We start from the raw sequence: 13,024 nt of genomic DNA, 5'->3' as shown, positions 1-13,024 counted from the left end.
GATGCCAGAAAATTGGAGAAAATATAATTTTCTGGTATCTTTCTTCCATCTTTTCTTATGAAAAGTGGTTAAATACCCGATAGTTTAATTAAAAAAGAGTTTTTACAAAGGGGAAAAATTTATGTTTGAGATTGCTATTTGTGATGATAATGCAGGAGATAGGAAACGATTGTCTGAACGAATTATAAAGAATATGAATGAAGTGGAGAAAATCAGGATTCATCAATACGATTCGGGTGTGTCGCTGTTAGAAGCAATTAAAAACATCAGGTTCTCCATTGTCTTTCTTGATGTTCAGATGAAAGGGATTGATGGAGAGGAGACAGCAATTCGTATCCGTGAACTGGATAACAATGTAATCCTGGTATTCTATACCGGATTTGTTGAACCATCACCGCGCAGCTTTGAGGTACAGCCATACAGATATATTATGAAGAATATGCAGGATCAGGTCATGGACCGTTATATAAAGGATTCCCTGGACAAAATGGTGGAATTCGGCCAGGCCCCCTTTCTCACCGCCAACATGAACCGGGAAAGATTGTTTTTACGAATCGATGATATTGTTTATATTGAAAAATATAAAAAGAATACCAGAGTTCATATTTCAGAAACTTCATATCGTATCTATGGCGTTAAACCGGATGAAAAAGGAGAACTTCCAGATATCCGTATTCCGGAAAAACTGGATAAGATTTATGAAAAACTGAAAGGTTATGGGTTTGGCTATCCTCATGACAGTTATCTTATCAATTTAAAATATCTGGTTTACTGCACAAGCAAGATATTGAAACTAAAGAATGTAGATAATACCTTCCAAATCGCCCGGAGCAAAGCACAGGAATTCAACAAGCTAAAGGAAGAGTTTATGCTATCAAAGTACAAGGAAGGCGAGTTGTAATGGGAAATGAGCTTTTATCAGTAAGTAGGCTGCTCTTCTGTGCAGCGGATGTTTACATGCTTTATCGTTTTTTCAAAGCTATTTTCCAACAAAAATGGAGTGGGAAAAAGCGGGTAATTTCCAGTTTCGTTACAGTAATTTTGATTTTCTTAGAAAATGCAATTGGAAGTGTGACTTTAAATTTTTTGACTGTACCATTATTTTATTATTTGTATATTATGTTATCCTTTAAAATATCCTTAACAAATGGAATCGCATATACGATAATATATTTTACATTTGTTGGTGGGAGAGAAGTATTATTTGAACTAATGTATCGGTTTCTGTCAAAAGTTCTTCCATTTTACATACCACCTTGGTTTACGTCAGGCGGAGTTTATTTTCTGTTTATAGAATATGTAGCTGGATTTTTCTTCCTTTTATATATTGAAAAGTTCATTAAAAAATTAAATGTCAGTAATAACAATATAATATCCTGGTATCTCCTAATTGTGCCTATTCTGTCTTTGACGATTTCCAGCAGCTTTTTGTATATGGATTTTCCGGAAGAAACTTTGGTACAAGTATTAATGTGTGCTTGTGCAGTTTTACTTTATTTTACCAATGCTGCCATATTTATTATACTTGAAAAATATACAGATGTTATGAATAAGGTAAAGTATGCAGAGCTCATAACTGTAAAAAAGGATATGGAAAATGAACATTTCCAAAATATTCTAAAAATTAATGATCATTATCGTTGCTTTATGCATGACATTAATTCTTATTTTAATAGCTTCCGTATGCTGGCAATAGACGGGGAGAATAAAAAAATTGTTGAAATCATAGATGAGTTAAAAGGGAAAATACAAAAAGAAACAAGTAGTGTAATTTATAGCGGCAGCCCAGTTCTAAATGCTATATTATCAGAACGTGTTTCAAGGGCAAAAGAACAAAATATAGACTTCTCTCTGTTTGTTGAAAAATTTTTAAAGGTGGATTTTATTTCCGATGCGGATTTGATATCAATGTTTGGCAATCTGTTGGATAATGCTCTGGAAGCTGCAGCGAAATGTGATCCTAATAATAGAAAAGTTAATGTGAAGGTGTTTATGGGAACAAATTATTTTTTGATATTTTATATCGAGAATAGCTTTGCTGTTTCGGCAAAAAGAGAGGGTACAAACTTTTTATCTACGAAAGCTGACCCAAAGCATCATGGCTTAGGACTTGGAATTGTAAGAACACTTGCGGAAAAATATGGAGGTTCCCTAAATTTGGAAGAAAAGGGAGAATTATTTGTAACAACACTTACTATTTCTACTTTTGCTGAGCATCAAAATGCAAATTTTGGCACTCAACGTGTATAATTTTGGCACTTTACTTGAAAAATGATATATTTCAGTATATGATGAAGAAAAAAAAAGGAGTGGTACTATTATGAAGAAGTTGATGAATACTTTAAAAGGTAAGTTATCAGTGGTGAATGTAATGAATTTATGTGCTCTGGCGGTTGCAGTTTATTCATTTAATGTTACTTGTGCTTGGGCGCATCATCAGCCAGAGGTACCTGAAGATGCGAAGAGGTTTAGAAAGTTTTAATGATTCAGCGGATATCAGAAAGTATAGTAAATTGGCAGATTAAGAAAAATATTTTAACTGGTGATCAGCGGGCTTTGTATCTTTACAGCTATGAAGTGCTTCTGAATCAAACAATCAACGTATTTATTGCAGGGCTGATAGCTATTGTATTAAATGCACCCATGCCGGTTTTTGTTTTTCTTGTCAGTTACATACCTTTAAGGTCTTATTGCGGTGGATATCATGCAAGGACAAACGGTGGCTGCACCATTGTTTCGGCCTTTTTGATAGTGTTGGTTTGTTTGGTGGAACGCGTGTTGACTGGGGAGTTGACCGTCATATTACCGCCATTGTGTCTGGCGATTTCGGGAGCATTGATTTTTTTATATGCTCCTGCTCCGGACAAGAATAAGCCTTTAGATGAGGTTGAAACCATACATTATCGAAAAAGAAGCAGAATTGTATGGGGAATAGAAGCCGCAATTGGAGTAGTATTTTGGTGTTTTGGAATAAGAGCCGGCATTGTGATTGCAATCAGTCATGCCATACTGTCTCTTATGTTGGTTTATGGGGTGTTTAAGAATAAAAAGGTTTGTGATTAAAAGGGCTATTTAAAACAATGGACAATCTTCAAAGCTGATGTTTTGGAGATTGTCCATTGTTTTATGTATTTTTGCAGTTGCATGAAAAAGTTAGCACAATGGAGTTTTTTCATGAAAGCCGTGCAAATTTCGGCACCTAGTGTGTACAATTTTGGAACTTGTGTTGAAAAAAATTTCTTTCCATGTAGAATATATTTATATGCAATAAAAAGAGCGGCTGAAATGAAAGGATGACCACAAGGTGCGGAAAAAGAGATTAAATGAAAGTTATTATCAATATAGAGCCAGCTGTTGTATTCGCAGAGAAGATGGAACGGAAAAAATCACGAAATATCAATTGGACACAGATATCCTCTACGGGGATCTTTATTTTTGGAATCGTTTTTATTATTTGAGAAAAAGCCAAAATATGCTTTATAACATAGCAGCCCAGGATACCAGAAATGTGAAATGCAAAATCTTACAGGAAAAATTAGTTCTTATACCGAGATATACGTATAAATCTGATCATAAAAAAAGCAAGACAGGAATGATTGTTAAAAAAGTTCTGCTTATTTTAGAAATGCTTATTCTGATTCTTCTAAACATGACGAAAACTTCCGTTGCTTCAGAAGAAAATGGAATTCTTGCAAAGGAACCAGATGTAAATATCTTCCCTGAAAACAGAACACAAACAGAAAAGCATGTACTGATTAAGGAAGAATGATGAAACGTTTACGGAGGAAAAACAATGTTAGATGAAGAAAAAGTAGCTGCTGCCAGACATCTTGAATGGATTAACCGCTATACAAGTATTGAAACCGGAATCTATGTTGACGGAGAACTGATACATTTTCATAATACTATGTTATTTAATGATGAACTCAGCGTTTCTCTTCCAGTTACGTTTAAGGATATGGAACCGGAGGAGGCAAGAAAGAAATACTTTTCCGAACAGCGTCCTTGCATCATAAAGACCAATGAGGATGGCTCAGTCAACTTTTGCTTTAATATGATAGAAAAAAGTGTGCCTGCAGAACAGCTGGATGCTGTGATCCAGGACTTCTATCGGGTGTTAAAACGGTTTCAGCCCATGAGTGTGTGCCTGGAAACCGGATCAGAGCCGGAGAATGAGACTCCCAGCGCATGGATGGAATTTATCAGCAATGCACTTAACGAAAATATCTATAACGTGCTGACCATTTATCCGGTGGGAGAAAAACTGCTGATGGCTATGTTTAACTGTCCTTTTGAAAAAAGGATCGACTGGCTGAAATGCCTCTCCCAAATCAGAAAAAGTGTAGTTTTATGCAATCATAAGAAAAAGAAAGAAATGGATTAAAAAACCGTTGATTATCGAAAAGCAGGAGGTAAATATGGACAGAAAAATTGCTAAAAACCAAAACTTTCAGGATTTATACGGGTATTTTTGCGGAATGCTGACCAGAGGGGATATGGATGAGTGGTATGGTCAGGTACTGGGAGCAGTGCCCGACCTGGGTTCTATTAAGGGGAGCATTAATCTCTTAGATCCATCTGGAACCAATACATCGGATAACGTCTTTGGCTGATAGGAAAAGAAGATTGATAAAGGTTCATTGATTTGGGAGCATCAGAGGAATTCCCCTGCATAAGCAGGGGCTTTTTTATTATTGAAAGCTGCGTTTTTTATGATTGCAGCCGGTTGATCATGGTAAGGATCAATAAAAGATCATGATTAGAAAGTGTTTTGAGCTTATCGACCGCTTCTCTGATCAAAGGGGGATTTAAAACATCGGTATCAAAGAAATCCCGGGGTGTCACGCCGAGGTAGTCACAGATCGCAAGGAACTCTGTCATGGAAGGAAGACTTCTGCCGCTGGATATACTTTGAATATAACTTCTGCTGTGCCCCGGTTCAATACTCATCTTATGTTCCGCGACTCCCTTTTTAATCCTTAATTCGGTGATCCGTTTATTGATATAATCATGCTCCATAATTTTTCACCTCTCCAATTTATTGTATGATAATCAAAATAAGAAAATACACGATTAAAATATGAAAAATAAATATATTGCATAAAATAAATAGGAATAGTATAATGAATGGCGTTTCATATGTTGTAATTGCTGTGTGGAGAAAAAATATCAGGATCTATCATAGATTTTATACCAATTGGTAAATGTTTGAGTCATAATTTATCATCTTTATACAGTTAATTACAGGGGGACTGCTGTTAATAAACGATAAATTTATAAAGTTTTTACACAAGAAAAGAATATTTTACCTTACCAAAGTATTATATTATTGATAATTGATGTCGAAACAAGTAGCATAAGGTCGAAAATCCGAAACACAGGAGAGAAAAGTATGGAGAGAAAAATAGGAATAAGAAGTATTGGGATTAAGATGCTGCTTGGGATTTTACCAGTAGTGGCATTGGCATTGGCTTTATTGACAAGGATCAGTGAATCCACAAGCCGAAGCCTGATTGAACAGCAAAGCAATTCCACCATGCAGTCAGAATTGAAAGCAAATGTCAACAGTATTAATGATTCTCTGAATGTGGTAAAAACAACGGCAATGGATATTGCACATATGGTCGGAGCGTCCTATCGGACAACCCAGATTGACACCTATGGAACAGCAATCACAAATATTATTGAGAAGAATGATCTGATCCTTGGCAGCGGTATCTGGTTTGAACCCAATGTTTATGACCCCCAGCAGAAGTATATGGGACCTTACTGGCACAAAGCTAATGGAAAGACTGAACTGACTTACGAGTACAACACGGCAGAGTATGACTATTTCAATCAGGAATATTATAAGCTCGCAGCAAGCTCAACGAAGGATGCAATTATTACAGATCCTTATTTTGACCCTACTTTAAATACCACAATGGCTAGTTGTACAGCACCTGTTTACGATCCCAGCGGAAAATTTATCGGTGCGGTAACGGTGGATATGCAGTTAAGTGATATCAATGAACTCATTCAGTCCATTAAGGTCGGCAAGAATGGAACGGCTATGCTGACTTCGGCAGACGGTGCATACCTTTGCGGAACCGATCAGGAAAAAATCACAAATGGTGTGAATATTTCACAGGATGAGAATGGATCTCTGGCAGCAGCAGGCGCCCAAATGATATCCAGTGATAAAGGAACCGTTACATACGATGAGGGAAATGAGACTTATAACCTATATTACGATAAAGTTCCTGAAATCGGCTGGATTATTATGATTAAAATGCCGCAGTCCGAACTGGAGGAGCCGATCGTTGCACTTAACAATAAGCTGATACAGGTAAGTGTGATAGCTCTCGTCTGCTGTATCGCAGCTGTTTTACTCCAGGTGGGAACCATTGCCTCCGGTTTAAAGAAAGTGAAAAAGTTTGCGGGTGCTTTGGCAGAAGGTGATTTCACCGTCCAGCCCCTTAAATCCAGAAGCAGAGATGAACTGGGCCAGATGAGCGGTTCCCTGAATAATATGTTTCACAGCAACAAAGCCGTAATTGAACAGATTTCGGAACAGGCAGGTGATATCACCGATGCCAGTGTCCGTTTGAATACGGTATCCGGGGATCTGCTTCAGCAGTTTAGTGAGATCAAAGTATATATGGGAGATGTGGATAAGGCCATGATGTCTTCCAGCGCGGCAACCGAAGAAGTCAATGCTTCCATGGCCGAGGTTAATTCCTCTGTAAGCGTTCTGGCAGAAGAGACCGGAAAGAGCAGCAAGATGGCCGGTGAGATTATGGAACGTGCCAGAGTCATTGAGAAAAACAGCCGTGAAGCGTATGAAAGTGCGTTTGAAATCTCCAAAGAGCGGGAACAGGATCTTATGATGGCTGTGGAGAATGCAAAGGTAGTGGAAAAAATCGGTGATATGGCCAGAGTCATTTCCAATACGGCATCTCAGATCAACTTGTTGTCTTTAAATGCTTCTATTGAAGCGGTCAGAGCCGGAGAACAGGGCAGAGGCTTTGCCGTTGTTGCACGGGAGATTGGCCGTCTTGCAAAGGATACCTCCGAAATTGTCAAAGAAATCGAAGATACGATTACGGAGGTCCAGAGAGCGTTCGCTATGATGATGAACGGTTCAGAATCCATGCTGAAATTCTTAAAGGATACCGTTACTCCTGATTACAATAATTTTGTAGATGTAGGGCAGCAGTATGGCCGTGATGCCGTCTCCATTGAAGAAATTTCCAACGAGATTGCGGAAATGGCGAATAACATCAGCCAGGTAATGCAGGAAGTCCGTGATGCGATTCAGAATGTTTCTGAATCTGTCCAGACTACAGCAGGCAACAGCAATATGGTACTTACTACGGTAGAAAAAGCATACGAAGTTGTTACCGATATGTCAAAGATGTCTGAGAAGCAGGAACGCATCGCAGAAGAATTGAATACGGTGGTTTCTGGATTTAAATTAAAATAATAGTTTTATTTGCCCCTGCCATACGTATATGGCGGGGAGTTTTAAAGCAATGATCCGTGAAATAGTCCTTGACATTTTTTGCTTCTCTGTATTACAATGGTAGAAAATGTTACTTTATAAGCAAATGCAACGAAGGTGTCAGTAGATACTTATTTTCTTACAGAGAGAAGGGGCCGCCGGCTGTAAGCCCTTTTAAGTTCAGATAAGAGTTCGAATTTCTCACCGAAGCAGCATGGCTGAAACCAGTGGATGAATCATTTCCTGGCGGGTAGGTCATGACGTTTGATACACGTTACGTATACCGAGTGCCTGTGTTCACACAGGAAGCAGGGTGGTACCGCGAATATAGTTCGTCCCTTTTTGGGGCGGGCTTTTTTTTGTCCTGGCCTTTCCGGTCATGGCAGCATTCAATTATGAAAAGAAGGAGAGCATGATGAAAGACCAATTGGAGAAGATCAAACAAGAAGCGTTAAAACAAATAGAAGCTTCGGACGCATTGGAAAAACTGAATGATATTAAGGTCGCTTATCTTGGAAAAAAGGGTGAGCTGACCAATGTTTTAAAGAGCATGAAAGACGTTGCTCCGGAAGACAGACCTAAGGTGGGACAGATGGTAAACGATGCCCGCGCACTGATTGAAGGAAAGTTAGAAGAAACCAGAATTGCTCTGCAAAAGAAAGCAAGAGAAGAACAGTTAAAGAAAGAGGTCATTGATGTGACCCTTCCTGCAAAACGCAGTAAATTAGGCCATACCCATCCCAATACCATTGCACTGGAAGAAGTGGAACGGATCTTCGTGGGAATGGGATATGAGGTCATGGAAGGACCGGAAGTGGAATACGATGCCTATAACTTTGAAAAGCTGAACATTCCAAAGAATCATCCCGCAAGAGATGAACAGGATACCTTTTACATCAGCGACAGCATTGTATTAAGAAGCCAGACGTCTCCGGTACAGGTACGTGCCATGGAAAAAGGAAATCTTCCGATCCGTATGCTGGCTCCCGGACGTGTGTTCCGGTCGGACGAGGTGGATGCGACCCATTCTCCTTCCTTCCATCAGATCGAGGGCCTTGTCATTGATAAAAACATAACATTTGCAGATTTAAAGGGAACCCTTGCAGAGTTTGCAAAAGAGTTGTTTGGACCGGAAACAAAAGTGAAGTTCCGTCCTCATCATTTCCCATTTACAGAACCAAGTGCAGAGGTCGATGTGACCTGCTTTAAATGCGGCGGCAAGGGCTGCCGGTTCTGCAAAGGCTCCGGTTGGATCGAGATTTTAGGATGCGGAATGGTTCATCCGAATGTGCTTAAAATGAGCGGCATTGACCCGGACGAATATTCCGGATTTGCGTTTGGTGTCGGTTTGGAGCGGATCGCTTTGCTGAAATATGAAATTGATGATATGAGATTGTTATACGAGAATGATATCAGATTTTTAAAGCAGTTCTAGGAACAGAAAGGGAGAGAAGTCAATGAATACACCATTATCATGGATTAAAGCATATGTCCCGGATCTTGATGTGGCACCTCAGGAGTACACGGATGCCATGACACTTACCGGAACAAAGGTCGAAGGATTTGAATGTCTGGATAAAAACCTGGAGAAGATCGTGGTCGGTCAGATCTTATCCATTGAGCGCCATCCCGATGCGGATAAGCTGATTGTCTGCCAGGTTCATGTAGGGGCGGAAACCGTTCAGATCGTAACAGGTGCTTCCAATGTAAAGGTTGGAGATAAAGTCCCTGTAGTTTTAGACGGCGGAAAAGTGGCAGGAGGCCATGACGGCGGTCCCCTTCCGGAACACGGCGTTAAGATCAAAAAAGGGAAATTAAGAGGAATTGAGTCCTGCGGTATGATGTGTTCCATCGAAGAACTTGGAAGCACCAATGAAATGTACCCGGATGCTCCTGAGAGCGGAATCTACATTTTACCCGAAGATTCTGAGCCTGGTGCAGACGCGGTGGAGCTCCTTGGATTCCGTGATACGGTTTTTGAATACGAGATCACATCAAATCGGGTGGATTGTTACAGCGTAATAGGAATCGCAAGAGAAGCTGCAGCCACGTTCCGTAAATCCTTTCAGCCTCCGGTAGTGACTGCCACCGGTAACAGCGAGAAGGTTGAGAATTATTTAAAAGTGACGGTAAAGGACAGCCGGCTTTGCCCTCGGTACTGTGCAAGAATGGTTAAGAACATCAAGCTTGCGCCTTCTCCGGTTTGGATGCAGAGACGGCTTGCGGCATGCGGAATCCGTCCCATCAATAATATTGTGGATATCACCAATTATGTGATGGAGGAATACGGACAGCCCATGCATGCGTTTGATTACGATCGGTTAGCTGGGCATGAGATTGTTGTGGCATGTGCAAAGGACGGGGATACTTTTCAGACATTGGATGGGCAGGAACGTAAATTAGACAGCACCATACTGATGATCAATGATGGAGAGAAAGCCGTAGGCATCGCCGGCATCATGGGCGGAGAAAACACCAAGATTACGGATGATGTAAAAACCATGGTATTTGAGTCCGCGTGCTTTGACGGAACCAATATCCGTCTTTCCTCCAAAAAGGTGGGATTGAGAACCGATGCGTCTGGAAAATTTGAAAAAGGTCTTGATCCGAACAATGCAGCGGAAGCCATCAACCGTGCCTGTCAGCTGATTGAAGAACTGGGAGCCGGAGAAGTCATAGGCGGAATGATTGATATTTATCCGGAGAAGAGAGAGGGAAAAAGAATTCCTTTTGAACCGGAGAAGATGAACCGCTTATTAGGGACCCAGATTCCGGCAGAGACCATGCTGGAATATTATAAAAAGCTGGAGCTGGGATACGATGAGAAAACTTCTGAGATTCTCATCCCTACCTTCCGTCAGGATTTGGAATGTATGGCAGATTTGGCGGAGGAAGTGGCAAGGTTTTTTGGTTATGATAAGATCCCGGTCTCTCTGCCGAACGGAGAGGCGACCACTGGAAAACTCTCCTATAAGCTTCGGGTAGAAGCCATTGCCAGAGAAGTTGCCGAGTTCTGCGGATTCTCCCAGGGAATGACCTATTCCTTTGAAAGCCCCAAGGTATTTGATAAACTTCTGATACCAAAGGACAGCCCCCTTCGCATGACCGTCGATGTGTTAAATCCGTTGGGAGAGGATTTCAGCATTATGAGAACGTCTCCTCTGCATGGAATGTTAAGCTCTCTTTCTACCAACTATAACCGCAGGAATAAAAATGTCCGTCTTTATGAGCTGGCAAACATCTATCTCCCCAAGGCGCTACCGCTTACAGAACTGCCCGATGAAAGAATGCAGTTTACTCTTGGCTTTTACGGAGATGGTGATTTCTTTGATATGAAAGGGGTTGTGGAAGAATTATTTGATAAAACGGGAATGCATAAAAAGCCTCACTATCAACCGGCAGAGGAAAAGCCGTTTCTTCATCCCGGAAGGTGTGCGGATATCATTTATGATGGCGTAACCCTGGGATATCTTGGTGAGATTCATCCGGAGGTTGCAGATCATTACAAGATCGGTGACCGGGCTTATGTGGCAGTTATTGATATGCCATCCATGATTCCGTTTACAAGTTTTGACCGCAAATATGTGGGGATAGCAAAATATCCGGCCGTTACCAGAGATATCAGTATGGTAGTGCCGAAAGAAGTTTTAGTAGGCCGGATTGAAGAAGTGATTGAACAGCGGGGAGGAAAGATCCTGGAAAGCTACCAGCTCTTTGATATTTATGAAGGAGCCCAGATTTTGGCTGGATTTAAATCCGTTGCCTATACGATCACATTCCGTGCTGCGGATCATACACTGGAAGATCAGGAGGTTTCTGCAGTCATGAAAAAGATTCTCAATGGATTGCAGGGACTGGGGATCGAACTTCGTGCATAAATAAATTGATAAATAGTAAAAGATGCCAGATCGAACATCCGACGACTGGCATCTTTTTTTGTCCCAATTGCATGGATATAGATAATCCGGTCAATCCTTACGGTAGAAATGTGAATATGCAGGGAGGCAAAAGGATGTTAGAAGATTTTGATATAACAGAAGCAGCAGGAAGAATTAGATTTGATTCCTGGGGGCTGCCTGCCATAGAAGCAGAAGTGGTTCTGGAAAATGGTGCACACGGAAGAGCAATGGTCCCGGTGACTGGAAATCAGAGTGTCGAAACCGAAGAAAATCTCATCAGAGAATACCTTTCCGAAGTTATTTTATTTGAACATGCATTGGAGCAGCCGGTAATTGATGGAATGCTTTTCAAAGAATATGAAAACAGAGTGGGAAAAGGGATAAAAAGTCCTGGAGTTCTGGCTCTGTCCATGGCTGTTGCAAGAGCAGCAGGAGCGGGGCTGGGCCTGCCGTTATACCGCTACCTTGGAGGAACTACAAAACCTGTTATGCCGGTACCTATGATGAGCATGATATGCGGGGGAGATGCAGAGAAAGACATTGATTTTCAGGATATCATGGTCGTTCCCCAAAATACCGGTTCCTATGGGGAAGGACTCCGAATGGGGGCGGAAATTTATCATACCTTAAAAAAACTGCTGTTAGATCATGGCTTTGACATATCCACAGGCAGGGGCGGAGGCTTTGCGGCAGAGATGAAACACGGCGAAGAAGCACTTCATTACCTTTTGGATGCCATAGAGCTTGCCGGATATGCTCCGGGAGCGGACGCAGGAATCGGCATCTGGACAGATGGATTTCCAATTGTTTCGATTGTCAGAGGCTTGTGGAGAAACGATACTGAAGGGAGAAACCAGCTCACGGGAATGCTTGGACACCGGGTTTTGACCGGCTATGACCGTATGGACGAAGGAAATGCCGATGTAATTGAGATGAAACAGGCCGGGACGGTATCGGAGGTGCTTACCAGGGTGCAGGAGTCACGAGTGGCCGGTCATAAAATTATAATAGCCAGTGATTTCATTGACACGGAAGAATCCTTTGCCTCAGATTTGGCAGCAGCGGTTCATGCAGATTATGTGAAATGCGGTGCACCGGCCAGAGGGGAGTGCACGTCAAAATACAATGAACTTTTGAGAATTGAGGAATTTTATTATAATAGAACACCTTCCATAGGGTAAACGGTGACGGCTAAAAAACAAAAGTGGCTTGTATTTACTGAAAAATTATGGTATGATATCTTTTGTTTGACTATAGGAGGTGGAAACATGATCAAGATTATATTATCAATCATTTTTGTTATCATATGCATCGCTTTATCCGCGATTATCCTGCTGCAGGAAGGAAAGAGTCAGGGCCTTGGAGCCATCGGCGGTATGGCAGATACTTACTGGGGCAAGAACAAGGGTCGTTCCATGGAAGGAAATCTTGAAAAATTTACAAAGTACGGAGCAGTCCTTTTTTTCGTTTTATCATTGGTACTGAATATACTGTAAAGATTAAACACTCTTGTGGCATGATAACAAGGGTGTTTTTTTCACATTATGGGATAAAGTAATGATAGCAGAGAAAATGACAAAAAGACTTAGAAAAAATATAGAATGTAAAGAGAGGTATCCAATGACAGGAGAACAATTATTAG

General features: G+C 40.9%; 14 protein-coding genes, 1 pseudogene and 1 other annotated feature. Of the genes and pseudogenes, 13 read left to right on the top strand and 2 right to left on the bottom strand.

The window, feature by feature from the left end; all coding sequences use genetic code 11:
- The first annotated feature begins 121 nt into the window (after positions 1–121).
- From VIG27_RS09720 to VIG27_RS09690, 7 genes are all read left to right on the top strand, one after another.
- On the top strand, positions 122–901 hold the full coding sequence (locus VIG27_RS09720) for a LytR/AlgR family response regulator transcription factor (RefSeq protein WP_394522297.1): 780 nt from the start codon (positions 122–124) through the stop codon (positions 899–901).
- Entirely contained in the window at positions 901–2,250 is a 1,350-nt protein-coding gene (locus VIG27_RS09715; protein WP_394522296.1) for a sensor histidine kinase, read from the top strand. The genes VIG27_RS09720 and VIG27_RS09715 overlap by 1 nt, the downstream gene beginning before the upstream one ends.
- 70 nt (positions 2,251–2,320) lie before the next feature.
- Positions 2,321–2,482 (top strand): cyclic lactone autoinducer peptide, encoded by a 162-nt coding sequence (locus VIG27_RS09710; protein ID WP_394522295.1) that lies wholly within the window; start codon positions 2,321–2,323, stop codon positions 2,480–2,482.
- Positions 2,482–3,063, top strand: a complete 582-nt coding sequence (locus tag VIG27_RS09705; RefSeq protein ID WP_394522294.1) for an accessory gene regulator ArgB-like protein — start codon at positions 2,482–2,484, stop codon at positions 3,061–3,063. The genes VIG27_RS09710 and VIG27_RS09705 overlap by 1 nt, the downstream gene beginning before the upstream one ends.
- A 445-nt stretch (positions 3,064–3,508) precedes the next feature.
- Positions 3,509–3,769, top strand: a complete 261-nt coding sequence (locus VIG27_RS09700) for a hypothetical protein (protein ID WP_394522293.1) — start codon at positions 3,509–3,511, stop codon at positions 3,767–3,769.
- A gap of 24 nt (positions 3,770–3,793) precedes the next feature.
- Complete coding sequence (locus VIG27_RS09695) at positions 3,794–4,384, top strand: hypothetical protein (protein WP_394522292.1); 591 nt, start codon at positions 3,794–3,796, stop codon at positions 4,382–4,384.
- 34 nt (positions 4,385–4,418) lie between these two features.
- Positions 4,419–4,613 carry a hypothetical protein gene (locus tag VIG27_RS09690; RefSeq protein WP_394522291.1) on the top strand — a complete coding sequence of 65 codons (195 nt, stop codon included), beginning with the start codon at positions 4,419–4,421 and terminating at the stop codon, positions 4,611–4,613.
- A gap of 97 nt (positions 4,614–4,710) precedes the next feature.
- Here VIG27_RS09690 and VIG27_RS09685 read toward each other — a convergent pair whose 3' ends face one another.
- Positions 4,711–5,019 (bottom strand): helix-turn-helix domain-containing protein, encoded by a 309-nt coding sequence (locus VIG27_RS09685; protein WP_394522290.1) that lies wholly within the window; start codon positions 5,017–5,019, stop codon positions 4,711–4,713.
- A 373-nt stretch (positions 5,020–5,392) separates the two neighbouring features.
- On the opposite strand from VIG27_RS09685, the pseudogene VIG27_RS09680 reads away from it, so the two are divergent.
- Positions 5,393–6,511, top strand: a pseudogene (locus VIG27_RS09680) (cache domain-containing protein); the annotation flags it as partial.
- Here the strand turns inward: VIG27_RS09680 and VIG27_RS09675 are convergent.
- A complete protein-coding gene (locus VIG27_RS09675; protein ID WP_394527483.1) occupies positions 6,398–6,640 on the bottom strand; it encodes a winged helix-turn-helix domain-containing protein in 243 nt (80 codons plus the stop codon). The pseudogene VIG27_RS09680 and the gene VIG27_RS09675 overlap by 114 nt on opposite strands.
- On the opposite strand from VIG27_RS09675, the gene VIG27_RS09670 reads away from it, so the two are divergent.
- The 5 genes from VIG27_RS09670 to secG all read left to right on the top strand — a co-directional run bounded on the left by VIG27_RS09670 (position 6,641) and on the right by secG (position 12,878).
- Positions 6,641–7,465 (top strand): methyl-accepting chemotaxis protein, encoded by an 825-nt coding sequence (locus VIG27_RS09670; protein ID WP_394527480.1) that lies wholly within the window; start codon positions 6,641–6,643, stop codon positions 7,463–7,465.
- 120 nt (positions 7,466–7,585) lie between these two features.
- Positions 7,586–7,826 (top strand) — a binding site (T-box leader).
- Positions 7,827–7,898: 72 nt separating this feature from the next.
- A complete protein-coding gene (gene pheS / locus VIG27_RS09665; protein ID WP_394527477.1) occupies positions 7,899–8,918 on the top strand; it encodes a phenylalanine--tRNA ligase subunit alpha in 1,020 nt (339 codons plus the stop codon).
- A 22-nt stretch (positions 8,919–8,940) separates the two neighbouring features.
- Entirely contained in the window at positions 8,941–11,361 is a 2,421-nt protein-coding gene (gene pheT, locus VIG27_RS09660; protein WP_394522289.1) for a phenylalanine--tRNA ligase subunit beta, read from the top strand.
- Between the two features lie 134 nt (positions 11,362–11,495).
- Entirely contained in the window at positions 11,496–12,563 is a 1,068-nt protein-coding gene (locus VIG27_RS09655; RefSeq protein ID WP_394522288.1) for a hypothetical protein, read from the top strand.
- 87 nt (positions 12,564–12,650) lie between these two features.
- Positions 12,651–12,878, top strand: coding sequence for a preprotein translocase subunit SecG (gene secG / locus VIG27_RS09650; RefSeq protein WP_394522287.1), 228 nt, complete (start codon positions 12,651–12,653; stop codon positions 12,876–12,878).
- Positions 12,879–13,024: the final 146 nt, after the last annotated feature.

The sequence above is a fragment of the Lacrimispora sinapis genome (genome assembly GCF_043633585.1).
In the GTDB taxonomy this organism is placed as follows: domain Bacteria; phylum Bacillota; class Clostridia; order Lachnospirales; family Lachnospiraceae; genus Lacrimispora; species Lacrimispora sinapis.
Note: the sequence above shows the minus strand (reverse complement) of the source record. Positions and strands in the feature narration are given on the sequence as shown.

What these genes read in the sequence shown, in the direction of transcription:
- VIG27_RS09695 (WP_394522292.1), top strand. Translation starts at nt 3,794, where the DNA reads ATGTTAGATGAAGAAAAAGTAGCTGCTGCCAGACATCTTGAATGGATT.
- secG (WP_394522287.1), top strand. Translation starts at nt 12,651, where the DNA reads ATGATCAAGATTATATTATCAATCATTTTTGTTATCATATGCATCGCT.
- VIG27_RS09670 (WP_394527480.1), top strand. Translation starts at nt 6,641, where the DNA reads ATGGGAGATGTGGATAAGGCCATGATGTCTTCCAGCGCGGCAACCGAA.
- pheS (WP_394527477.1), top strand. Translation starts at nt 7,899, where the DNA reads ATGAAAGACCAATTGGAGAAGATCAAACAAGAAGCGTTAAAACAAATA.
- VIG27_RS09710 (WP_394522295.1), top strand. Translation starts at nt 2,321, where the DNA reads ATGAAGAAGTTGATGAATACTTTAAAAGGTAAGTTATCAGTGGTGAAT.
- VIG27_RS09705 (WP_394522294.1), top strand. Translation starts at nt 2,482, where the DNA reads ATGATTCAGCGGATATCAGAAAGTATAGTAAATTGGCAGATTAAGAAA.
- VIG27_RS09690 (WP_394522291.1), top strand. Translation starts at nt 4,419, where the DNA reads ATGGACAGAAAAATTGCTAAAAACCAAAACTTTCAGGATTTATACGGG.
- pheT (WP_394522289.1), top strand. Translation starts at nt 8,941, where the DNA reads ATGAATACACCATTATCATGGATTAAAGCATATGTCCCGGATCTTGAT.
- VIG27_RS09715 (WP_394522296.1), top strand. Translation starts at nt 901, where the DNA reads ATGGGAAATGAGCTTTTATCAGTAAGTAGGCTGCTCTTCTGTGCAGCG.
- VIG27_RS09720 (WP_394522297.1), top strand. Translation starts at nt 122, where the DNA reads ATGTTTGAGATTGCTATTTGTGATGATAATGCAGGAGATAGGAAACGA.
- VIG27_RS09655 (WP_394522288.1), top strand. Translation starts at nt 11,496, where the DNA reads ATGTTAGAAGATTTTGATATAACAGAAGCAGCAGGAAGAATTAGATTT.
- VIG27_RS09685 (WP_394522290.1), bottom strand. Translation starts at nt 5,019, where the DNA reads ATGGAGCATGATTATATCAATAAACGGATCACCGAATTAAGGATTAAA.